General features: G+C 74.3%; 19 protein-coding genes. 11 read left to right on the top strand and 8 right to left on the bottom strand.

Features of this window, described 5'->3' with window-relative positions; genetic code table 11:
* The first annotated feature begins 68 nt into the window (after positions 1-68).
* The 4 genes from ASG41_RS02070 (at position 69) to ASG41_RS02055 (ending at position 4,827) form a co-directional block, all read left to right on the top strand.
* Positions 69-962, top strand: coding sequence for an ABC transporter ATP-binding protein (locus ASG41_RS02070; protein ID WP_200938678.1), 894 nt, complete (start codon positions 69-71; stop codon positions 960-962).
* A complete protein-coding gene (locus ASG41_RS02065; protein WP_056288961.1) occupies positions 959-1,771 on the top strand; it encodes an ABC transporter permease in 813 nt (270 codons plus the stop codon). Before ASG41_RS02070 ends, ASG41_RS02065 begins: the two co-directional genes overlap by 4 nt.
* Before the next feature lie 146 nt (positions 1,772-1,917).
* Complete coding sequence (locus ASG41_RS02060) at positions 1,918-2,988, top strand: adenosine deaminase (RefSeq protein WP_056288958.1); 1,071 nt, start codon at positions 1,918-1,920, stop codon at positions 2,986-2,988.
* 270 nt (positions 2,989-3,258) lie between these two features.
* A complete protein-coding gene (locus tag ASG41_RS02055; RefSeq protein WP_056288954.1) occupies positions 3,259-4,827 on the top strand; it encodes a DEAD/DEAH box helicase in 1,569 nt (522 codons plus the stop codon).
* A 133-nt stretch (positions 4,828-4,960) separates the two neighbouring features.
* Here ASG41_RS02055 and ASG41_RS02050 read toward each other — a convergent pair whose 3' ends face one another.
* Both ASG41_RS02050 and ASG41_RS02045 read right to left on the bottom strand, forming a co-directional pair.
* Positions 4,961-6,364, bottom strand: coding sequence for a hypothetical protein (locus ASG41_RS02050; protein WP_056288952.1), 1,404 nt, complete (start codon positions 6,362-6,364; stop codon positions 4,961-4,963).
* 28 nt (positions 6,365-6,392) lie between these two features.
* Entirely contained in the window at positions 6,393-7,940 is a 1,548-nt protein-coding gene (locus ASG41_RS02045) for an MFS transporter (RefSeq protein WP_056288950.1), read from the bottom strand.
* A gap of 69 nt (positions 7,941-8,009) precedes the next feature.
* On the opposite strand from ASG41_RS02045, the gene ASG41_RS25020 reads away from it, so the two are divergent.
* Positions 8,010-8,537, top strand: a complete 528-nt coding sequence (locus tag ASG41_RS25020; protein WP_082556462.1) for a TetR/AcrR family transcriptional regulator — start codon at positions 8,010-8,012, stop codon at positions 8,535-8,537.
* Positions 8,538-8,823: 286 nt separating this feature from the next.
* Here ASG41_RS25020 and ASG41_RS02035 read toward each other — a convergent pair whose 3' ends face one another.
* Genes ASG41_RS02035 through deoC form a run of 3 tightly spaced genes read right to left on the bottom strand, consistent with a single transcriptional unit; the run spans position 8,824 to position 12,058 of the window.
* A complete protein-coding gene (locus ASG41_RS02035) occupies positions 8,824-9,687 on the bottom strand; it encodes an aldehyde dehydrogenase (RefSeq protein WP_056288944.1) in 864 nt (287 codons plus the stop codon).
* Positions 9,687-11,123: an aldehyde dehydrogenase family protein gene (locus tag ASG41_RS02030; protein ID WP_056288941.1), complete on the bottom strand. Its 1,437-nt coding sequence runs from the start codon at positions 11,121-11,123 to the stop codon at positions 9,687-9,689. The genes ASG41_RS02035 and ASG41_RS02030 overlap by 1 nt, the downstream gene beginning before the upstream one ends.
* Entirely contained in the window at positions 11,123-12,058 is a 936-nt protein-coding gene (deoC, locus tag ASG41_RS02025) for a deoxyribose-phosphate aldolase (protein ID WP_056290163.1), read from the bottom strand. Before deoC ends, ASG41_RS02030 begins: the two co-directional genes overlap by 1 nt.
* A gap of 134 nt (positions 12,059-12,192) precedes the next feature.
* Here deoC and upp point away from each other — a divergent pair, with 134 nt between their 5' ends.
* Genes upp through ASG41_RS02010 form a run of 3 tightly spaced genes read left to right on the top strand, consistent with a single transcriptional unit; the run spans position 12,193 to position 14,351 of the window.
* Positions 12,193-12,816, top strand: coding sequence for a uracil phosphoribosyltransferase (gene upp, locus ASG41_RS02020; RefSeq protein ID WP_056290161.1), 624 nt, complete (start codon positions 12,193-12,195; stop codon positions 12,814-12,816).
* Entirely contained in the window at positions 12,816-13,715 is a 900-nt protein-coding gene (locus ASG41_RS02015) for a Gfo/Idh/MocA family protein (protein WP_056288938.1), read from the top strand. Before upp ends, ASG41_RS02015 begins: the two co-directional genes overlap by 1 nt.
* Positions 13,716-13,775: 60 nt before the next feature.
* Positions 13,776-14,351 (top strand): DUF805 domain-containing protein, encoded by a 576-nt coding sequence (locus ASG41_RS02010; RefSeq protein ID WP_056288937.1) that lies wholly within the window; start codon positions 13,776-13,778, stop codon positions 14,349-14,351.
* A gap of 104 nt (positions 14,352-14,455) precedes the next feature.
* On the opposite strand, the gene ASG41_RS02005 is transcribed toward ASG41_RS02010, so the two are convergent.
* From ASG41_RS02005 to ASG41_RS01995, 3 genes are read right to left on the bottom strand one after another with little or no spacing between them, the layout of a single operon-like run.
* Positions 14,456-16,117, bottom strand: a complete 1,662-nt coding sequence (locus ASG41_RS02005; RefSeq protein ID WP_056288934.1) for a phospho-sugar mutase — start codon at positions 16,115-16,117, stop codon at positions 14,456-14,458.
* Complete coding sequence (locus ASG41_RS02000) at positions 16,114-16,947, bottom strand: NAD(P)-dependent oxidoreductase (RefSeq protein WP_056288931.1); 834 nt, start codon at positions 16,945-16,947, stop codon at positions 16,114-16,116. Before ASG41_RS02000 ends, ASG41_RS02005 begins: the two co-directional genes overlap by 4 nt.
* Positions 16,944-17,780: a purine-nucleoside phosphorylase gene (locus tag ASG41_RS01995; protein WP_200938677.1), complete on the bottom strand. Its 837-nt coding sequence runs from the start codon at positions 17,778-17,780 to the stop codon at positions 16,944-16,946. The genes ASG41_RS02000 and ASG41_RS01995 overlap by 4 nt, the downstream gene beginning before the upstream one ends.
* A gap of 126 nt (positions 17,781-17,906) precedes the next feature.
* Between ASG41_RS01995 and ASG41_RS01990 the strand changes: the two genes are divergently transcribed.
* Genes ASG41_RS01990 through ASG41_RS01980 form a run of 3 tightly spaced genes read left to right on the top strand, consistent with a single transcriptional unit; the run spans position 17,907 to position 21,845 of the window.
* A complete protein-coding gene (locus ASG41_RS01990; protein WP_056288928.1) occupies positions 17,907-19,433 on the top strand; it encodes a hypothetical protein in 1,527 nt (508 codons plus the stop codon).
* A gap of 37 nt (positions 19,434-19,470) precedes the next feature.
* Entirely contained in the window at positions 19,471-20,634 is a 1,164-nt protein-coding gene (locus tag ASG41_RS01985) for a glutamate--cysteine ligase (RefSeq protein ID WP_056288925.1), read from the top strand.
* Positions 20,631-21,845, top strand: a complete 1,215-nt coding sequence (locus ASG41_RS01980) for an amidohydrolase (protein WP_056288922.1) — start codon at positions 20,631-20,633, stop codon at positions 21,843-21,845. The genes ASG41_RS01985 and ASG41_RS01980 overlap by 4 nt, the downstream gene beginning before the upstream one ends.
* The last annotated feature ends 45 nt before the right edge of the window (positions 21,846-21,890 follow it).

Genomic DNA, 21,890 nt, shown 5'->3' with positions numbered 1-21,890 from the left:
GAGTGCCACAGCGCAGGTTCCCTGCTGCGTGGCACTCCACCCAGGTCGATGGGGGACACTCGTTCCCCGTGAGCACCACCCCCGCGCCCGTCGCGGAGCAGCCGACCACCCCGCTGGACCCCGACGCCGCGATCAGCGTCCGCGGTCTGGTCAAGCGCTACGGCGACCGCAACGCCGTCGACGGCCTGGACCTCGACATCCGGCGCGGTGAGATCTTCGCGCTCCTGGGCCCCAACGGCGCCGGCAAGACCACCACCGTCGAGGTGCTCGAGGGCTACCGCTCGCGGGACGGCGGCGACGTCGCCGTGCTCGGGGTGGACCCCGCGTCGGGCGGGCGACGCTGGCGGGCCGACATCGGCATCGTGCTGCAGTCCGGCGCCGGGGACAGCCAGCTCACCTGCCTGGAGCTGCTCACCGCGCAGGCCGCGTACTACCCCGACCCCCGCGACCCCGCCGAGGTCCTCGAGCTGGTCGGGCTGACCGAGAAGGCCAGGGCCCGCGGCCGCTCGCTGTCCGGAGGCCAGCGCCGCCGGCTCGACGTCGCGCTGGGCATCGTCGGCAAGCCCGCGCTGCTGTTCCTGGACGAGCCCACCACCGGCTTCGACCCCGAGGCCCGCCGGCAGTTCTGGTCGCTGATCCGCTCCCTGCGCGAGCTGGGGACGACGATGCTGCTCACCACGCACTACCTGGACGAGGCCGAGGAGCTGGCCGACCGGGTCGGCGTCATCACCGCCGGGCGGCTCGTGGAGGTCGCGGTCCCCGCCGAGCTGGGCGGTCGCGGGCAGGCGCCCGCCGTCGTCAGCTGGACCGAGGACGGCGCCCGCCGCACCGAGGCCACGCCCACCCCGACCGCGTTCGTCGCCGGGCTGGCAGCCCGGTTCCCCGGCGAGGTGCCCGACCTCGCCGTCGCCCGCCCGACCCTGGAAGACGTGTACCTGCAGATGATCGGCCAGTCGGCATGACCGCGCCCACCACCCGGCTGCCCGCGCTCGCGCGGGTCTACCGGGTCCGCGCCGGGGTGGAGCTGAAGGAGTTCTTCCGGCAGCGCGAGTCCGTCGTGTTCACCCTGATGTTCCCGGTGATCCTGCTGGTCGTCTTCGGTGCCGTCCTGGACTACGACATCGGCGGCGGGGTCAGCTTCACCCAGTACTTCATGGCCGGCGTCATCGCCGCGGGCATCCTGGGCGCCAGCCTGCAGAACATGGCCATCGGCATCGCGACAGAGCGCAGCGACGGCACCCTCAAGCACCTGTCGGGCACGCCGATGCCCAAGAGCGCCTACTTCATCGGGAAGATCGTCCAGGTCTTCGCGGTCACCGTGGCGACGATCGTCATCCTGCTGCTGGTCGGGGTGGTGCTCTACGGCATCGACCTGCCCAGCGGCACCCAGTGGCTGACCTTCCTGTGGGTGGCCCTGCTGGGCTCGGCGGCCTGCACGCTGCTGGGCATCGCCGTCTCCAGCCTGGCCAAGAACGGCCGCTCGGCCTCGGCGACGGTCACCCCGTTCGCGCTGGTGCTGCAGTTCATCTCCGGGGTGTTCTTCCGCTTCGACCAGATCCCCACCTGGATGCAGACCATCGCCTCGGTCTTCCCGCTCAAGTGGATGGCCCAGGGCCTGCGCTCGGTGTTCCTGCCCGAGCAGCTGGCGCTGAGCGAACCGGCCGGCAGCTGGGAGCTGGGCCGGGTCGCGCTGGTCCTGCTGGCCTGGGTCGTCATCGGCCTGGGTCTGTGCGTGATGACGTTCCGCTGGCGGGACAAGGCCGACGGCTGACCCAGCGCGGCAGCCTGCCTGCGCGCAGTGTGTCGGTCCCGTCCTCGGGTCCGCCGCGTCGTCGTCCCCTGCGACCGCCATCGGGGCCAGGACTCGTCTGCGAGGCTGCCACCGGCGGTCCACCCGGGGCGGGTAGCGTCCTGCGGATGCCCGCGCCGCTGACCCCGGAGACCCTCGCCCGCGCCCCCAAGGTGCTGCTGCACGACCACCTGGACGGCGGGCTGCGGCCGCAGACCGTGCTCGAGCTGGCCGACGCCGTGGGCTACACCGCGCTGCCCGCACAGGACGCGGAGTCCCTGGGTGCCTGGTTCCGGCAGGCCGCCGACTCCGGCTCGCTGGTCCGCTACCTGGAGACCTTCGCGCACACCGTCGGGGTCATGCAGACCCCCGAGGCCGTGCACCGGGTCGCCCGAGAGTGCGCGCTGGACCTGGCCGCCGACGGCGTCGTGCACGCCGAGGTCCGGATGGCCCCCGAGCTGCTGTCCGGGATGCCGATCGAGGCCGCGGTCGAGGCCATCCTCGACGGCTTCGCCACCGGTGCCCGGGAGGCCGTGGACCGGGGCACCCCCATCCGGGTCGGCGCGCTGCTGTGCGCCATGCGCCAGGCCGACCGCTGGGACGAGGTCGCCGGCCTGGTGGTCCGCTACCGCGACGCCGGTGTCGTGGGCTTCGACCTGGCCGGCCCCGAGATCGGCTTCCCGGCCGACCGGCACCCCTCGGCCATCGCCGAGCTGGACCGGGCGCACGCCCACCGCACGATCCACGCCGGGGAGGCCGATGGCATCGAGAGCATCCGCGGCGCCCTGGACGGTGCCCGGGCCGAGCGCCTGGGCCACGGTGTGCGGATCGCCGACGAGGTGCCCGAGGACGGCGGCCCCCTCGGCCCGCTGGCCCAGCGGGTGCTCGACGAGCGGGTGACCCTCGAGGTCGCCCCGTCGTCCAACGTGCAGACCGGCGCGTACTCCTCGCTGGCCCGCCACCCCGTGGGGCGGCTGCACCGGGCCGGCTTCGCCGTCACCCTCAACACCGACAACCGGCTGATGAGCGGGGTGTCGGTGACCAGCGAGTTCGCCGCCGTCGTCCAGGCGCACGGCTGGGGCTGGGACGACGTGCAGACCGTCACCGAGCGCGCCGTGGCCGGTGCGTTCCTCCCCGAGGAGGACCGCGCGCGGCTGCTCGCCGACGTCCGGGCGGGGTACGCCGACCTGCTCGGCTGACGCTGCGGGCGACACGGGGGGCGACACGGGGGTGAGACCCGGGGTGACACTGCCCACCCGACGGCGGGAATGCCACGGGGCGGATCGCTGCTAACCTGGGTGTGCCGGCGAGTGCCGGCCATCCTCCCGGACGGTCCTGTCCGGGGAAGAGCGCATCCGTGCAGATCCAGCGTCACAGTCGACGCACGCGATCACCAGTGAAGGCGCCGGTCCTCCCGGCAGCCCTGCACCACCCACGGGACGCGCCCCGATCTGTATCGGAGTTCCCGCTTGTCCTCGTTCGACTCTGTCGACACCAGCACCACCACCCCTGAGGCCGCCGAGGCCGTCACCGAGACCCTCGTGGTCGAGGCGGCCCCCGAGCCCACCGGACCCTCCTTCGCCGAGCTCGGTCTCCAGCAGCAGCTGGTCACCGCGCTGGAGCGCAAGGGCATCCGGCACCCCTTCGCCATCCAGACGTCGGCGCTGCCCGACGCCATGGCCGGCCGCGACGTGCTCGGCAAGGCCGCCACCGGTTCCGGCAAGACGCTGGCCTTCGGTCTGCCCCTGCTGCACCGCCTCGGCCAGGACGTCCAGCACGGCCGCCGCGCCCCGCGTGGCCTCGTGCTCGTCCCGACCCGCGAGCTCGCCCAGCAGGTGCACGACGCGCTGGCCCCCCTGGGCCAGTCCAACGGCGTCCAGCTCGCTGCGGTGTACGGCGGTGCCTCGATGTACCGCCAGATCCAGCAGCTGCGCCGCGGTGTCGACGTCGTCATCGCGACGCCGGGCCGCCTGCAGGACCTGATCAACCAGGGCGAGTGCTCCCTGGCCGACGTCGAGATCTCGATCATCGACGAGGCGGACTTCATGTCCGACCTGGGCTTCCTGCCCGTGGTCAAGGAGCTGCTCGACCAGACCCGCACCGACGGTCAGCGGCTGCTGTTCTCCGCGACCCTCGACGGTGAGGTCGACAGCCTGGTCCGCCGCTACCTCAAGGACCCGGCCCGCCACTCGGTCGTCACCGCCGCGGACTCCGCGCCGCCGGCCGAGCACCGCGCCTACAGCGTGTCCTTCCCGGACCGCCTGCGGGTCACCGAGCAGCTCGCCGCCCGCCCGGGCCGCACGATCATCTTCGTGCGCACCCAGCACGGCGCCGACCGGCTCGCCGACAACCTGCAGCAGGTCGGCATCAAGGCCGAGCCGATCCACGGCGGTCTGCCGCAGTCGGCCCGTCGCCGTGCGCTCGAGGCGTTCACCGACGCCCGCTCGCCGGTCCTGGTCGCCACCGACGTCGCCGCTCGCGGCATCCACGTCGACGACGTGTCGCTGGTCCTGCACTACGACCCGCCGGCAGACCACAAGACCTACCTGCACCGCTCCGGCCGCACCGCGCGCGCCGGTGCCGCGGGTGTCGTCGTCTCGCTGCTGCTGCCCGACCAGGTGGGCCAGGCCAAGCGCCGCTTCCGCCAGGCCGCGGTGAACACCGACGTGTCCCGGATCCGTCCGGGCGACGCCCCGATCGCCGAGCTCGTCGCCTCCGGTGTGCACGTGGAGCCCGTCGAGCGTCCGGTCCGTCCCTCGCGGGGCGGCTCGTCCTCGGGGCGCCCGCGTCGCGAGGGTGGCGGCGACCGTCGTCCCCGTCGCGAGGGCTTCGGCGACCGTCCCGCCCGCCCGGCCGGCGACCGCCCCTCCTACGGTGACCGTCCGGCCCGCCCGGCCGGTGACCGGCCCTCCTACGGTGACCGTCCGGCCCGCCCGGCCGGTGACCGGCCCACCTACGGGGACCGCCGTTCGCCCGGCGCCCGCCCCACCGGTGGCGGCCAGGGTGGGCGCCCCCCGCGCCCGGCCCGCTCGTACTGACCTGACGCACGGCTGACGGCCGGTCCCCTCCTCGGAGGGGACCGGCCGTTCGTCGTCCAGCAGAGCCGCAACGGCCCGGCTGCAGGGTCCCGCGGCGCGCGGAGCACGTCGCGGGGGGCAGCCGGGTCCTCTCTCAGTCGCGGAAGACCAGGGCCCCGCTGACCTCGGCGACCACGTCGTCCCACGGCCCGGTGAGGGCGGCGGCGTCCTCGGCGCGCAGGGCGGCCTGCGGCTCGCGCTCGCTGCGGGCCACCGCCTGGCCCAGCGGGGTCCCCGATCCCAGCAGTTCCTCGACCCGCGCCAGACCGGCGTACTCGGCCAGGTCTCGCACGCCCTCGACGGGCTGGGTGAGGACGCCGTGGTCGACCAGCCCGGCAGCACCGTCGGCGACCTCGGTGAGGACCTCGGCCAGCTCGGTGAGGTCGTAGCGGTCCTGGTCGGCAGGCAGCGGCAGGGTGTCGGTGTCGGCCACCTCGGCCCAGGACGCGATCTCGGTGAGGTCGTGGGTCTCGTCGCCGGCGATGAAGGCGGCCAGCTCGACCGGGGTGCCGAAGAGGAAGACCTCGCCGTCCCGGCCCAGGAAGCGGGCCTCGTCCTCGACGTAGCAGCGCAGGGTCAGCCCGGCGCCCTCGGGGACGACGACCTCGACGGGCAGGATGCCGACGGCCTCCCAGAACTCCTGGGCCGCGGCGACGGCGGCCGGGGAGGCGGTGAGCCGGCTGGCGCTGCGGATCTCGCTGGTGGGGGTGACGCTCTCGACGGGGGCCGCCGTGGAACCGGCGGGCACCCGGTCGGTCGCCCGCGCCGGGGTGGCGTCGCCGTCGTCATCGTCATCGTCATCGTCGTCGGTCTCGGTCTCGGCGTCCCCGACGACGGTCTCGGCCTCTTCGCTGGCCGAGGGGTAGGAGTCCGCGTCGGTGGTGCCCGCGCCGGTCCAGTCCAGGTGCTCGTCGAGCTCCTCGACGACGTCCTCGAACAGCTCGTCGACGGCGCCGCCCAGGGAGATCCAGGCGTCCTCGCCGGCCCGGCCGACGAACGCGTCGATGCCGAGCCCGAGCATCGCGACCTCGGGCTTGGCCATCAGCTCGGCGACGGACTCGAACACGGTCTCGTCGTCGTCGTCCGCGTCCTCGTCCTCGTCGGGGGCGGTGTCGCAGACCTCGGCCAGCCGGCCGACGATCTCGAACGTCGCGGCCAGCTCCTCGACGGCCCACCGGTCGGGGTTCTCGGCCAGGACGTCGTAGACGCCGTCGAGGTCGTAGCGGTGGTCGTCGTCGGGCGTGAGGTCCGCGGCGTCCAGCCCGGCCACGACCGGCCACACGGGGTGGTCGGCCAGGTCGTGGTCGGTACGGCTGCGGCAGAAGTCGGCGAGGGCGGCCGGGGAGGGGAACAGGTGCACCACGGAGGTGTCGCCCTCGGTGCCGCCGAGGAACGCCTGCCACTCCTCGCCGTCCTCCTCCCACGGGGGAGCCCACAGCGTGTAGCCGGTGCGGTCGTCGAGGGTGAGGGCGATCGGGACGATGCTGGGCCTGGCCACGGGCCCATCCTGCCGTGTCCGGCTGTGATCAGCCCCGCGGGTCGTCCTGCGGTGTCCGGTCCGCCCGCCAGACGGTCGCCACGAGGACGACGGCGCCCACCATCACGACCGCCCCGATGCCGGCCGCGGCGTCCATCCCGGCGCTGAAGGCGTCCTGCGCGCTGGCCGTCAGGGCGGCTGCGGTGTCGCCCGGCAGGCGGTCGGCGACGTCGACGGCGCCGCCGAGCGTCCCGGCCGCGGTGGCGTCCGCGCCGTCCACGCCCGCGGGCAGGACGAGCCGGGCGGTGTAGACCGCGCCGAGCACGCTGCCCAGGACCGCGACGCCGAGCCCGGTGCCCAGTTCGTACGCGGTCTCGCTGACCGCGCTGGCCTGCCCGGCGCGCTCGGGCGGTGCGGCGGTGAGGATCGCGTCGTTGGTGAGGGTCTCCGACAGCCCGGCACCGGCCGCGACCAGACCGAAGGCCAGCACGACGACGGCGACGTCGGAGTCCGGGCCCAGCCGGGTGGCGACGACGTAGCCGGCGACCCCGAGCAGCAGCCCGGTGACGACCAGCCAGCGCACCGGGACGACCTTGGCCAGCGGGACGGCGGCCAGCCCGGCGAGCACCGAGGCGACCAGGCCGGGGACCAGCAGCAGGCCGGCGTCCAGCGGGCTGACGTCCAGCACGAGCTGCAGGTACTGCGAGGTGATGAGCAGCAGGCCGGTGAGCGCGGCGATGCTCAGCAGGTTGGCGCTGATCGCGGCGCTGACCACCCGGGAGCGGAACAGGCGCAGGTCCATCAGCGGGTCGCGGTGGGTGAGCTGGCGGCGGACGAAGGTGATCCCGCTGGCGACGCCGAGGACCGCCGCACCCACGCTGGTCACCGACACCTCGCCGGTGGCCAGGGTCTTGATGGCGTAGACGACGGGCAGCATCGTGGTGAGCGAGAGCCCGACGCTGACCAGGTCCAGCCGTCCGGGGGAGGGGTCCCGGGACTCGGGCAGCAGCAGCGGGCCGACGACGAGCAGCGCGGCGAGCACGGGCACGTTGACCAGGAAGACCGAGCCCCACCAGTAGTGCTCGAGCAGGTAGCCACCCAGGATCGGGCCCAGGGCCGCGCCGCCGGAGAACCCGGCCGCCCAGACGGCGATGGCCAGCCGCCGCTGCTGCCGGTCCAGGAACAGGTTGCGCAGCAGGGACAGCGTCGAGGGCATCAGCGCCGCCCCGAACAGGCCCTGCAGGGCGCGGGCGGCGATCAGCCAGCGGATGTCGGGGGCGTAGGCGGCCAGCACCGAGGCGATGCCGAACCCGGCGGCGCCGATCAGCAGCATCCGCCGGCGGCCGAACCGGTCGCCCAGCGTGCCGGCGGTGATGAGCAGGCCGGCGAGCACCAGCGGGTAGACGTCCACGGCCCACAGCAGCTCGGTCCCGCTGGGCACCAGCGCCCGGGTGATCGAGGGGACGGCGAAGGTCAGCACCGTGCCGTCCACGGAGACGAGCAGGACCGGGAGCATCAGCACGGCGAGGCCGAGCCACTCCCGTCGTCCGGCGCGGGTGGTGCTGGTGGCCGGGTTGCCGACCGTGGCGGTGCTCATGGGTCCTCGTTCGCTCGACGCGTTCACTCGGTGCAGGCTTGTACCGTCCAGACGGTACAGTAACGATCCGTGCCCCGTCCCTCGAACCGTGACCGCGTGCTCGACGCCTACGAGACCCTGCTCGTCGACGGCGGGGGCGCCGCCGTGACGCTGGACGCCGTGGCCTCGGCAGCCGGGGTGTCCAAGGGTGGCCTGCTCTACCACTTCCCGAGCAAGGAGGCCCTCGTCGAGGGCGTCGGCGAACGGCTCCGGGTCTTCGTCGAGGCCGACGTCCAGGCTCTGCTCGCCGCGCCCGAGGGCGCCGTCGCCTACTGGCTGACCTCCTCGGCGGAGGACGCGCAGGGGCCGCTCACCCGGACCTACCAGGCCGCGCTCCGGCTGGCCGGCGCCGGTCTCACCCCGGCCCGGGCCGCCCTCGCCGACGCCGACCGGGCCTGGACCGCCGCCCTCGAGCACCGGATCCCCGACCCGGTCCTGGCGAGACTGGTCCGACTGGTCGGTGACGGGCTGTACCTGGAGGGCCTGGCCGGCCTGTCCGGCCGCCCGGACACCGCCCCGCTGCAGGCGCTGCTGGAGCAGCTCCTCCGCGACCGCTGAGCCGGCCCGCGCGGCACCATCGTCCCCCACGCGCCGCAACGCCCCGCCCGCCTCTTCCCTCGCTGGGTGGCTGAGCCGCCCAGCAGGTGGTCCAGCCACCGTCGACGGTGGCCCATGCCCCTGCCAGGTGGTCCAGCCACCGTCCGCAGTGGCTCAGCCACCCGTGGGGTGGCTGAGCCGCTCAGCAGGCGGCTGAGCCACCCGTCAGGAGGCTGAGCCACCCGTCAGGAGGCTGAGCCACCCACTGGGGGTGGGGCCCCACTCGGGGAGGCGCGAGGAGACGGGTTCAGAGGCCGATCGGGTGCCAGACCGTCTTGGTCTCCAAGAACGGGGTCATCCGGGACAGGCCGGGGTCGGCGGTCCAGTCGGGCTCCTCGGCGGTGGTGCGCAGCACCCGCTTGAGCGTGCCCGCCGCCGAGCGCTCCAGCTCCATCGCCGTCGTCCCGGAGCCCGCCAGGTCGATGCCGTCGACGTCGGCGTGCTCGGCCAGCCACGGGCCGATCTCGGCGGCGTCCCCGGTGAGCAGGTTGACCACGCCCCCGGGGACGTCGGAGGTGGCCAGCACCTCGCCCAGGGTGATCGCCGGCAGCGGGCGCTCCTTCGAGCTGACCACCACCGCGGTGCAGCCGGTGGCCAGGACCGGGGCGACCACGCTGACCAGGCCCAGCAGCGACGACCGCTGCGGCGCCAGCACGGCGACGACGCCGGTGGGCTCGGGCAGCGAGAAGTCGAAGTAGGGGCCGGCGACCGGGTTGGTGCCGCCCAGCACCGAGGCCAGCTTGTCGGTCCACCCGGCGTACCAGACCCAGCGGTCGATCGCGGCGTCGACGGCGGCCCGGGCCTTGGTCGCCGACAGGCCCTCGCCGGCGGCGACCTCGTCGGCGAACTGGGCCGCGCGGCCCTCCATCACCTCGGCGACCCGGTAGAGCACCTGGCCGCGGTTGTAGGCGGTGGCACCCGACCAGCCGGCGAAGGCCCCGCGGGCGGCGACGACGGCGTCCCGGGCGTCCTTGCGGGAGGCCCAGGCGGCGTTGGCGACGAACCGGCCGCGGCTGTCGGTGACCTCGTAGGTGCGGCCGGACTCCGAGCGGGGGAACTTCCCGCCCAGGTAGAGCTTGTAGGTCTTGCGGACCTCGAGGCGCTCGGGCATCAGGACTCCTTCAGGTACGCGCGCAGGCCCAGGCGGCCGCCCTCGCGTCCGTAGCCGGACTGCTTGTAGCCACCGAAGGGCGACGTCGGGTCGAACTGGTTGAACGTGTTGGCCCACACCACGCCGGCCCGGAGCTGGTTCGCGATCGACAGGATCCGCGAGCCCTTCTCCGACCAGATGCCGGCCGACAGCCCGTAGGTGGAGTTGTTGGCCTTGGCGACCGCCTCGTCCGGCGTCCGGAAGGTCAGCACCGACAGCACCGGGCCGAACACCTCGTCGCGGGCGATCCGGTGGGCGGGGGAGACGTCGGTGAAGACGGTCGGCTTGAACCAGAAGCCGCGGTCGGGCAGCTCGCCGGCGGGCTGCCAGGGGTGCGCGCCCTCGGCCTCGCCGATGCCCACGAGCTCCCTGATGCGGGCGAGCTGTTCGGCGGAGTTGATCGCCCCGACGTCGGTGTTCTTGTCCAGCGGGTCGCCGACCCGCAGCGTGCCGATGCGGCGTTGCAGCGAGGCGATTACCTCGTCGTGCACCGACTCCTGCACCAGCAGTCGGGAGCCGGCGCAGCAGACGTGGCCCTGGTTGAAGAAGATGCCGCGGACGATGCCCTCGACGGCCTGGTCGATCGGCGCGTCGTCGAAGACGATGTTGGCGGCCTTGCCGCCCAGCTCCAGGGTGAGCACTTTGGAAGTGCCGGCGACGGCGCGGGCGATCTGCTTGCCCACCTCGGTCGAGCCGGTGAAGGCGACCTTGTCCACGTCCGGGTGCTCGACGACCGCCCGGCCGGTGTCCCCGGCGCCGGTCACGATGTTGACCACGCCCGGGGGCAGGTCGGCCTGCTGGCAGACCTCGGCGAACAGCAGGGCGGTCAGCGGGGTGGTCTCGGCCGGCTTGAGGACGACGGTGTTGCCCGCCGCGAGGGCCGGGGCGACCTTCCAGGCCAGCATCATCAGCGGGAAGTTCCACGGGATGACCTGACCGGCCACACCGTGCGGACGGGGGGCTGCGCCCAGGCCCACGTGGTCGAGCTTGTCGGCCCACCCTGCGTGGTAGAAGAAGTGCGCGGCGGCCAGGGGCACGTCGACGTCGCGGGACTCGGTGATCGGCTTGCCGTTGTCCAGGGTCTCCAGGACCGCGAACTCCCGGGCCCGCTCCTGCAGCAGCCGGGCGATGCGGAACAGGTACTTGCCGCGGTCGGCCGGGCGCATCGGGCCCCAGACCCGGGTGAAGGCACGGCGGGCGGCGCGGACCGCGCGGTCGACGTCGGCGTCGGTGCCCACGGCGATCTCGCTGAGCACCTCCTCGGTCGCCGGGTTGACCGTCGTCAGGGGGGTGCCCCGGCCGGGGGTGAACTCGCCGTCGACGAACAGGCCGTAGCTGGGCTGCAGGTCCACGATCGAGCGGGACTCGGGGGCGGGGGCGTACTCGAAGGGGCTCATCAGTCGACGCTCACGTGGTCGGGGCCGGAGTAGTGGCCGGTGCGGAGCTTCTGGCGCTGCAGGAGCAGGTCGTTGAGCAGGCTGGAGGCGCCGAAGCGGAACCAGTCCGGCGACAGCCAGTCCGGCCCGACGACCTCGTTGATCATCACCAGGTGCTTGACGGCGTCCTTGGTGGTCTTGATGCCGCCGGCGGGCTTGACGCCGATCTGCACCCCGGTCGCGGCGCGGAAGTCGCGGACGGCCTCGAGCATCACCAGGCAGACCGGCAGGGTGGCGGCGGGGGAGACCTTGCCGGTGGAGGTCTTGATGAAGTCCCCGCCGGCGAGCATGGCCAGCCACGAGGCGCGGCGGACCGCGTCGTAGGTGCGCAGCTCGCCGGTCTCCAGGATCACCTTGAGGTGCGCGCTGCCGCAGGCCTCCTTGACGGCCACGACCTCCTCGAACACGTCGAGGTACCGCCCCGCCAGGAAGGCACCGCGGTCGATGACCATGTCGATCTCGTCGGCGCCGTTGGCCACGGCGTCGCGGACGTCGGCCAGCTTCACCGCCCGGCTGGCCCGGCCGGAGGGGAACGCGGTGGCGACGGCGGCGGTGTGGATCCCGCTGCCGGCCAGCGCCTCGGTGGCCACCCCGGCGAGGTCGCCGTAGACGCAGACCGCGGCGACGGGCGGGCAGCCGGGGTCGGTGGCGTCAGGACGGCGGGCCTTGGCGGCCAGCGCGCGCACCTTCCCCGGGGTGTCCGCGCCCTCCAGCGTGGTCAGGTCGACCATCGAGATGGCGGTGTCGATCGCCCAGGCCTTCGCCGTCGTCTTGATCGAGCGGGTGCCCAGCTGCGCGGCCCGGGCCTCGGCGCCGACCTGGTCGACGCCCGGCAACCCGTGCAGGAAGGCACGGAAGGCGGCGTCGGACCGGGTGACGTCGGCGTAGGCGTCCAGGGTCCGCGGGGCGCCCGGCGCGGCGACGGCGCCCGGTGCGGCGGGGTCCAGTGCAGTGCTGCCGGTGGGTGTCACGCCCGTCATCATCCCCGACACCACCGACAGCACGGGCGCCTGCCGTTACGGTGGCCGCCGTGCAGCTCACCGTCGTGGACCACCCGATCGCCCGTGCCCGCCTGACCCGGATGCGCGACGAGCGCACCGACAACGCCGCGTTCCGCGCCGCGCTGCGGGACCTCACCGAGCTCCTGGTCTTCGAGGCCACCCGGGAGCTGGCGGTCGAGGAGTACGAGATCACCACCCCGGTGACGACGACGACCGGCTACCGGCTGGCCGCCCCGCCGCTGATCGTGCCGGTGCTGCGGGCGGGCCTGGGCATGGCCGACACCGCGCACTCCCTGCTGCCGGAGTCCCAGATGGGCTTCGTCGGGCTGGCCCGCAACGAGGTCACCTTCCAGCCCGAGGCCTACATGGCCTCGCTGCCGGAGTCCCTCGTCGACCGGGAGGTCTTCGTGCTGGACCCGATGCTGGCCACCGGTGGCTCACTGGTGCACTGCTGCACGCTGCTCACCGAGCGCGGCTGCACCTCGATCACCGTGCTGTGCGCGCTGGCCGCCCCCGAGGGCATCGCCCGGCTCGAGGAGTCCGGGCTGCCGTTGCGGGTCTTCACCGCCAGCATCGACTCCGAGCTCAACTCCGACGCCTACATCGTCCCGGGCCTGGGCGACGCCGGCGACCGCCAGTTCGGCGCCGTCTGATGCGCTTCGCCGTCCTGGGCAGCGGGTTCTGGGCCAACACGGTCCACGCCGCGTCGCTCCACGCCCACCCGCAGGCCGAGCTGGTCGGCGTCTGGGGCCGGGACGCGGCCAAGGCGCAGGCACTGGGCGCCGAGTACGACGTGCCCGGCACCGACGACCTGGACGCCCTGCTGGCCGACGTGGACGCCGTCAGCATCTCGGTGCCGCCCTCGGTGCAGCCCGACCTGGCCGTCCGGGCCGCCGAGGCCGGCTGCCACGTGCTGCTGGAGAAGCCGGTCGCCCTGTCGGTCGCCGACGCCGACCGGGTCGTCGCGGCCACGGCCGCGGCCGGGGTCGCCTCGGTGGTCTTCGTGACCTACCGCTTCCGCACCTCGACGCACACCTGGCTGGACCAGGCCTCCCGGATGTCGCTGGTGGGCGGCCAGGTGACCTGGCTGGCCAGCACCTTCGCCGCCGACAGCCCGTTCCGCGGCTCGGTCTGGCGGGCCGAGCCGGGTGCGCCGCTGTGGGACCTGGGTCCGCACGCGTTGTCGCTGCTGACCCCGACGCTGGGCCCGGTCGTCGCCGCGCAGGGCGCCCGCGCCGCCGACGGCACGGTCAGCGTCGTCTTCGAGCACGAGGCCGGGCCGACCAGCACGGTCACCCTGTCGGCCACGGCGTCGACGCTGTCGGCCGGGGAGGACTTCTGGGTGCACGGTGACGCCGGCCGCCTGGTGCTGCTGCCCGAGGACGGTGCCACGGCGGGTGAGGCGCACGCGGTCGCCGTGGACGAGCTGATGGCCGCCGCGCTGACCGGCGGGGCACACCCGTGCGACGCCGCGTTCGGGGCGGAGCAGGTCCGGGTGCTCGCCGCGGCCGAGCGGGCCATCGAGGCGGGCAGCCGGCAGACCGTCGGCTGAAGCGCCTCTCGGGGCGCTACCGTCGTCCTGGCACTCACGCGCACGACGAACGGGGACACCGTGGACTTCCTGACCTGGTACGTGCCGCGCGGCCGGATCACCCGTCGGGTGTTCTGGTTGCACTACGTGCTGCCGTTCTTCCTGCTCAGCGCGCTGGCGCTCGCGGTGGACGTGTCCTTCGGCTACACCTCGCTGGACGTGGCCACTGCGGACTCCCAGGCGGCCCTGGCCATCGAGTACGGGCCGTTCGTCACCGGCGTGGGCCTGTTGACGGTCGTGCCCTCGATCGCCTCGCAGGTCACCCGGCTGCACGACCAGGGCCGGTCGGCGTGGTGGCTGCTGCTCAACGTGCTGCCGGTGTTCGGGCAGCTGGCGCTGCTGGGGATCTGCGGCATCGTCCCCGGCCAGCCGGGGCCCAACCGCTACGGCCCGCCCGTCGACGGCACAGCAGGGCCGGACGGGCAGCCGTGGGGTGCCCAGACGTGGGGTGCGCAGTCGTGGGGTGCGCAGCCGGGCCCGCAGTCCCCGGGAGCCCAGTCGGGCTGGGGCGCGCCGCCGCAGGCGTCACAGCCGGGGTCCTGGACCCCGGGCCCGCAGGACCGGGCGCCGGACTACCCGCCGTCGGACTGGCGCTGAGCCGACGGGCACACCCGTTCGAGCCCTGAGGGGGCGCACCGTCCCGGTGCGCCCCCTCGGTCGTCTCCGGGCGGTCGTCGCTGGCGCGGTCGTCTCCGGCGCGGTCAGAGACCCAGAGCGGTGGACATCTCCGTGCGCAGCCGGTCCAGGTCGACCTGCCCGCGGGCGCGGGCGGCAGCCACCCCGGCCGCGTCCGGCACCGGGACGACGGACTCCAGGTAGGCCTTGAGCTTGGGCTCGGTGCCACTGGGCCGGACGACGACCCGCACCCCGTCGCCGGTCAGCCGCACCGCGTCCAGCGGAGTCTCTGCCCGGGCGAGGTCCTCGACGGTGACGGCGCGGTCCAGCAGGGTCGCCGGCGGCTGCGCCCGGAGCCGGGCCATGGCGTCGGCGATGACGGCCAGGTCCTCGTCCCGGACCGACAGCTGGCCGGTGGCGAACAGGCCGTGCTCGACGGCGATCTCGTCGAGTCGGTCGGTGAGCGTGCGCCCCGTCGTGGCCAGCTCGGCCGCGAGCAGGGCGACGGCCAGTGCGGCGGACACCCCGTCCTTGTCCCGGGCCACGCCGGGGCTCACCGCGTAGCCCAGCGCCTCCTCGTAGCCGTAGACCAGCGGCGCCTGCGACGAGCCGGCCCGGATGATCCACTTGAAGCCGGTCGGGGTGCGCTCCGAGGGCTGCCCGTGCGCGGCGGTCAGCTCGGCCAGCAGGGAGCCGCTGACCAGCGAGGCGGCGTAGGTGCCGGTGACCCCGCGGCGCAGCAGCCAGTCCGCCAGCAGCGCGCCGACCTCGTCGCCGGTGAGCTGGCGTCCTCCGCAGACCACCGAGCACCGGTCGGCGTCGGGGTCCTCGGCGATCGCCACGTCCGCGCCCACCCGGTCGGCGAGCGCGGTGAGCAGGTCGACGGCGCCGGGCTCCTCCGGGTTGGGGAAGGACACGGTCGGGAAGTCCGGGTCGGGGTGCTCCTGCTCGGGCACCGCGTGCAGGGCGGAGAACCCGGCCGCGGCGAAGACGCTGCGGGTGGTCGTCGTCCCCACGCCGTGCATGGCCGTGTACGCGACGACCAGCCGGCGGCGGGCCTGCGCGTCGACCCGGTCGGGCTGCAGGGCGTGCACCACGGCGGCCACGTAGTCGGCCTCGACGTCGTCGTCCAGGGTGGTCCACTCGTCGCTGCGGGGCAGGTCGCGGGCGGCGCCGACGGAGCCGATGGCCGCCTCGATCTGCCGGTCGGCGGGCGGCACGAGCTGGGCGCCGTCACCGAGGTAGACCTTGTAGCCGTTGTCCTGTGGCGGGTTGTGGCTGGCGGTGACCATCACCCCGGCGACCGCGCCCAGGTGCCGGACCGCGTAGGCCAGCACCGGGGTCGGCAGCGGCCGCGGCAGCACCTGGACGGCGAACCCGGCGCCGGCCAGCACCTGAGCGCTGACCCGGGCGAACTCGTCGGAGCGGTGCCGTGCGTCGTACCCGATCACGATCCCGCGCCCGGCCAGCCCCTCCGCTGCCAGGTGGGCGCCGAGGCCGGCGGCGGCCCGCGCCACGACGGCGGCGTTCATGCCGGCCGGCCCGGCCCGCAGTGGCCCACGCAGCCCCGCGGTCCCGAAGGTCAGCGTGCCGGCGAAGCGCTGGGCCAGGTCCTCGGCGGCCGCGTCGTCCCCGGCGGCCGTCCGGTCGAGCAGCTGCTGCAGCTCGGCCCGGTCACCGGCATACGGGTCGTCGGCGACCCAGCGCGCGACGGCGTCGAGGTCCGGCCGGCCGGCGCCCGCGGTCACGACGGGTCGGCCTGCTGGGCGCGGGCGGTCACCGCGTCGATCGCGAAGTCCGGTCCGGCGAACTCGCCACCGAGCCGGTCGTGCTCGACGGTGCCCGGGGTGGGCTCGCCGTACGCGCTGGTGATCGCCTCGGCGTAGATCTCGGCGTCGTCGACGGACTCGTAACCCAGTGCGCGGGCCGAGCTCAGGTCCCACCAGTTGCGGGTGTTGGCCGACACGCCCCACACGACCGCGAAGCCGGGGCTGGGTGCGGTGAGGGCGGCGTCGACGAGGCCGACGGTGTCCTCGGGGGACAGCCAGGTCGACAGGTGCCGCGGCGCGCGGGGCTCGGGCAGCGCCGACCCGATCCGCAGGCAGACGACGTCCAGGCCGTAGCGGTCGACGTACAGCGAGCCGAGCGCCTCCATGGCCACCTTGGACACCCCGTAGTAGGTGTCCGGTCGTGGCTGGGCGTCGGTCTGGGCGTTCTCGACCCGGGGCGACATCCCGGTGGCGTGGTTGCTGCTGGCCAGCACGACCCGTGGCACCCCGGCCAGCCGGGCGGCTTCGAGGGCCACGTACGTGCCGTCGATGTTGGCGTGCGCGATCGCCTCCCAGGTGGACTCGGTGGAGATGCCGGCCATGTGCACGACCGCGCTGGCCCCCTGCGCGGCCGCGGTCACTGCAGCCAGGTCGGTGGCGTCGGCGACGAGGTGCTCCTCGCCGGGCCGGGTGTCGGTCACCGGGACGACGTCCAGGCAGCGCAGCGCGTGCCCGCGCTCGGGCAGCCCGCCGCGCAGCAGGGTGCCGATGTACCCGGCGGCGCCGGTCAGCAGGACGGGGCCGCTCATGCCTGCACCTGCTGCGGCAGCCGGCCGATGAACTCGACCAGGAACTCGCCCAGGCGCCCGGCGGCGGCCTTGCCGGCCTCCAGCACCTCGACGTGGTCCAGCGCCTCGCCGGTGATGCCGGCGGCGGCGTTGGTGACCATGGACAGGCCGAACACCTCGACGCCGGCGGCCCGGGCGGCGATGGCCTCCAGTGCGGTGGACATGCCGACCAGGTCGGCGCCCATCGTGGTGAGCATCCGGATCTCGGCGGGGGTCTCGAAGTGCGGGCCGGGGAGGGCCGCGTAGACGCCCTCGACGAGGGAGGGGTCGATCTCCTGGGCCAGTGCCCGCAGCCGCTTGGCGTAGAGGTCGGTCAGGTCGACGAAGGTCGCCCCCACCAACGGGGAGCGGGCGGTCAGGTTGAGGTGGTCGCTGATCAGCACCGCCTGGCCGACGGTGTGGTCGGGGGAGAGACCGCCCGCGGCGTTGGTCAGCACCACGGTGCGCACGCCGGCGGCGGCCGCCGTCCGGATGCCGTGCACCACGGGCTCGACGCCGCGTCCCTCGTAGAGGTGGGTGCGGCCCAGGAAGAGCAGCACGCGGGTGTCCCCGACCCGGACCGAGCGGATCTCCCCGCCGTGCCCGGTCACCGTCGGTGCCGCGAAGCCCGGCAGCTCGCCGATCGCGACGCTGGCCTCGGCCGGCCCGAACGCGTCGGCGGCCGGCGCCCAGCCCGACCCCATGACGACGGCGACGTCGTGCTGCCCGCCCAGGGCGGCGACGAGGTCGTCGGCGGCGCGGGCGGCCAGCGCGGCGGGATCGGTGGGGGAGGTCTGGGCAGGCGTCTGACTCACGACGACGACGCTAGCCGAGGGGGGCGACAGAACGGACCCCTGCGTCGGGGTCCGGTGGGGTCGACACGCCGGCCCCCCGAGGCCGACCTCGTTGCCCCCGACGGCCGGGACACACATCATCTCGCCGTGCAGCGCATCGAGATCGACGGCGTCCGGGTCCTCCACCTGCCGGGTGCCCGGCGTACGACCATGGCACTCGTCTTCGGCGTGGGGGTCCGGGACGAGACCTTCGCGACGCGCGAGGTGACCCACCTGGTCGAGCACCTCGTCATGGGGACCCTGCCCAAGAGCAACCTCCAGCGGAACGGCATGACGACGGTCGACTCGACGCACTTCCACGCCACGGGGCGCCCCGCGGCGGTGGCTGGCTTCATCGAGGGTGTCTGCACGGGTCTGCGGGAGCTGTCGTTGGCGCGCGCCGATGCCGAGATCGGGGTGCTGCAGGCCGAGGACTGCTCCGGCGTCGGCGGTTTCGTGGAGAGCATGTTCGCCCAGCGCTACGGGCTGAGCGGTCTCGGCGTCGCCTACCCCGGGGGCCCGGGGCCCCAGTACCTGTCCGACGACACGATCACGGCCCACGCCCGCCGGTGGTTCGTCGCGGAGAACGCGGTCCTGGTCTGTCACGGCGAGCTGCCCGAGGGTCTGCGACTGGACCTCCCGCGCGGGCCCCGGCCGGTCCACGACGCGGTTGCGGCGCGCGAGCAGCACGGCGCCGCCTGGGGCAAGAGCTGGGCGGCGGGCGTCGGCCTGATGGTGACGTCCACGGGCCCGTGGGACCCGGCGCTGCGGGTGGCGCTCGACGTCGTGCGCGAGCGCGTCCAGGACGTGGCGCGCACGGAGAGGGGCCTCAGCTACTCGTCGGGCATCGTCACCCAGGACGTCGACCGGGGCCGTCGGGAGATCGTCCTGGCGGTCGACGCGCGGGAGGGCCAGGAGGGGGCCGTGGCCACCATCCTGTGGGAGCAGTGGCGCGCCCTGTGCCAGGCCGGTCCCAGCCCCGACGAGCTGGCGCACGTGGTCGAGGGGACCCAGCAGGAACTCGAGGACGCCGACGAGGACGACCTGCTGCTGGGGAACCTCATCGACGCCGCGGTCAGCGAGCTCCTGGGTCTCGTCCACACCTCCAACACCGACATCCAGGTCGCTTACGCCGGCGTCACCGTCGACATGGTGCGCGACGCCGCGCGCGCGGTGTGGGCCTCGGCCCTGCTCCAGGTCCCGGAGTGGTCGGAGTTCGCGGGCCTGCCCGGCCTGGACCGCTGGCGTGCCTGCGGCTGGAGCAGCGACGTGCCGAGCGGCCGCACCCTCCGCCCGTCAGCGCTCGTCCGGGTCCTGCCGGGGGCGGCCAAGAAGCGGCGGTTCGTCCTCGCCGACGACGGGGTCGGTCACGTCGACGAGGACGGTGACGTCCACTTCGTCCCCTGGGCCGCGCTGGACAGCGTGTACCGCCAAGAGCCCGCCAGGGACGGGGCAGGCAAGGTGCTCGACGGTGGCGGACTGGTCGTCATCGGCCGCAACGCGTGCATGTTCCGCATCGACCAGGACTCCTTCGGGTCCAAGGCGACCGCCACTGCCGCTGCCCACGTGCAGAGCAAGGTGCCCGCGGAGCGCTGGGCCCACGTCCGTCCCAGCCTGGCCACCGCGGCGTCGTAGGTCAGCGGGGTCGGGGTTCCCTCCCTAGACTCGCCGCGTGCAGATCCCCTTCACCTCCTCCGAGCGCTCCAGCCTGGGGGTCGAGTGGGAGTTGCAGCTCATCGACCGCGAGAGCCGGCAGCTGACCTCGGGCGCCACCGAGATCCTCGCCGAGCTCAAGCCCGCTGACGCCGACGAGCACCCCAAGGCCAAGCACGAGCTGCTCCAGTCGACGATCGAGATCATCACCGGCATCTGCGGCACGGTCGCCGAGGCCAAGGCCGACCTCGCCGGCACGCTGGCCGAGGTCGTCGAGGCGGCCGACCGGCGCGGGCTCGGCCTCATGTGCGCGGGCACCCACCCGATCACCGACTGGCAGACCCAGCAGATCAGCCCCAAGGAGCGGTACACCCAGCTGGTCGAGAAGATGCAGTGGCTGGCCCGCCGGCTGCAGATCTTCGGCGTCCACGTGCACGTCGGCGTCCGTTCCCCGGACAAGATCATCCCGATCGTCAACGCACTGACCCAGTACGTGCCGCACTTCCTGGCCCTGTCGGCGTCCTCGCCGTACTGGGTCGGGGCCGACACCGGCCTGGCCAGCGCGCGCTCGAAGGTGTTCGAGGGCATGCCGACGGCGGGGCTGCCCTACCAGCTCTCGGGCTGGGACGACTTCGAGCGCTACATGGAGACGCTGATCTCCACGCACGCCATCGAGAGCGTCCGCGAGGTGTGGTGGGACATCCGCCCGCACCCGGACTTCGGCACCGTCGAGCTGCGGATCTGCGACGGCCTGCCGACCCTCGACGAGATCGGCGCGGTGGCCGCGCTCAGCCAGTGCCTGGTCGAGCAGTTCGACCGCGAGATCGACCGCGGCTACACGCTGCCGGTGCCGGCCAGCTGGGTGCTGCGGGAGAACAAGTGGCGCGCGGCCCGCTACGGCCTGGACGCCGAGATCATCGTCGACGAGCGCGGCACGGTGCGGCCGGTCAAGGACGCGCTGCGCGACCTGGTCGAGGAGCTGATGCCCACGGCGCGGCGGCTGGACTGCACCGAGGAGCTCACCGACGTGCTGCGGGTCATCGAGGTCGGCGGGTCCTACCAGCGCCAGCGTGCCGTCGCCGAGGCCCACGACGGGCGTCTCGAGCCGGTCGTGGACAGCCTGCTGGCCGAGCTGCGCGACGGCCTGCCGCACCCGGCTGCCCTGCCGGGGGCGCCTGCGTGAGTGCCCAGGACACGGTGGACCGGTGGGTCGAGGCCCACCACGAGGACCTGGTCGGGGTCCGGCGGCACCTGCACGCCCACCCCGAGCTGGGCTTCGTCGAGCACGAGACGACGGCCTACCTGGAGCGCCAGCTGCGCCAGGTCGGGCTGACCCCGCGCCGGCTGCCCAACGGCACCGGGCTGGTCTGCGACGTCGGCCGCGGGGGACCGGTGGTCGTGCTGCGCGCCGACATCGACGCGCTGCCGCTGGCCGACCTCAAGGACGTGCCCTACGCCTCCACCCGCGAGGGCATGTGCCACGCCTGCGGGCACGACGTGCACACCACGGTGCTGCTCGGCGTCGCGCAGGCACTCGCCGAGCTCGACGCGCTGCCCGGCACGGTGCGCTGCGTGTTCCAGCCGGCCGAGGAGCAGGTGCCCGGCGGGGGACTGGAGGTGGTGGCCTCCGGAGTGCTGGAGGGGGCGACCCGGGCCTTCGCGCTGCACTGCGACCCCTCGGTCCCGGTGGGCCGGGTGGGTCTGCGGACCGGGTCCATCACCGCGGCCTGCGACCGGCTGGAGGTCACGCTGACCGGCCCCGGCGGGCACACCGCCCGGCCCCAGCTGACCGTCGACCTGGTGCACGCCCTGGGTCGGGTGATCACCGAGGTGCCCGGCCTGCTGTCCCGACAGGTGGACCCCCGCGCCGGGATGTCGCTCGTCTGGGGTGCGGTCGGCTCGGGCGTGGCCGCCAACGCCATCCCGCAGACCGGCATGCTGCGCGGCACGGTGCGGGTGCTGGACCGCACGGTCTGGGACGCCGCGGAGGAGATGGTGCGCCGGTTGATCCGGCAGGTCGCGGAGACCTCCGGGGCCACCGTGGACGTCGAGTACGTCCGCGGGGTCCCGCCGGTCGTCAACGACCCGCGCGGGGTCGCCCTGCTGCGCTCGGCCGCGCTGGAGACCGTCGGGCAGGACGGCGTCGTCCTGTCCCCGCAGTCGATGGGCGGCGAGGACTTCGGCTGGTTCGCCGAGGTGCTGCCGATCGCGCTGGCCCGGCTGGGCACGCACGGCGGCGGTGAACCCCTGGACCTGCACCGCGGCACGTTCGACGTGGACGAGCGCGCGATCGGCGTCGGCGTCCGGCTGCTGGCCCGCACGGCGCTGACGGCCCTGGCCGCCGACGCTGTGAACCCCGCCACTCCTGCGCCCTCCCGGTCGGGCTCTGTCTGACCCCTGCGGTACAAAGCCAGCACGCTTCTCCCGAGAGCCGGTGAC

This window comes from Modestobacter sp. Leaf380 (assembly GCF_001424485.1).
Classification (GTDB): Bacteria; Actinomycetota; Actinomycetes; order Mycobacteriales; family Geodermatophilaceae; genus Klenkia.
This window is presented reverse-complemented; position numbering and strand designations above follow the sequence as displayed.

Coding starts and splice junctions, on each gene's coding strand:
- ASG41_RS02065 (WP_056288961.1), top strand. CDS start 959: ATGACCGCGCCCACCACCCGGCTGCCCGCGCTCGCGCGGGTCTACCGG.
- ASG41_RS02060 (WP_056288958.1), top strand. CDS start 1,918: ATGCCCGCGCCGCTGACCCCGGAGACCCTCGCCCGCGCCCCCAAGGTG.
- ASG41_RS02045 (WP_056288950.1), bottom strand. CDS start 7,940: ATGAGCACCGCCACGGTCGGCAACCCGGCCACCAGCACCACCCGCGCC.
- ASG41_RS02035 (WP_056288944.1), bottom strand. CDS start 9,687: ATGCCCGAGCGCCTCGAGGTCCGCAAGACCTACAAGCTCTACCTGGGC.
- ASG41_RS02030 (WP_056288941.1), bottom strand. CDS start 11,123: ATGAGCCCCTTCGAGTACGCCCCCGCCCCCGAGTCCCGCTCGATCGTG.
- ASG41_RS02015 (WP_056288938.1), top strand. CDS start 12,816: ATGCGCTTCGCCGTCCTGGGCAGCGGGTTCTGGGCCAACACGGTCCAC.
- ASG41_RS02000 (WP_056288931.1), bottom strand. CDS start 16,947: ATGAGCGGCCCCGTCCTGCTGACCGGCGCCGCCGGGTACATCGGCACC.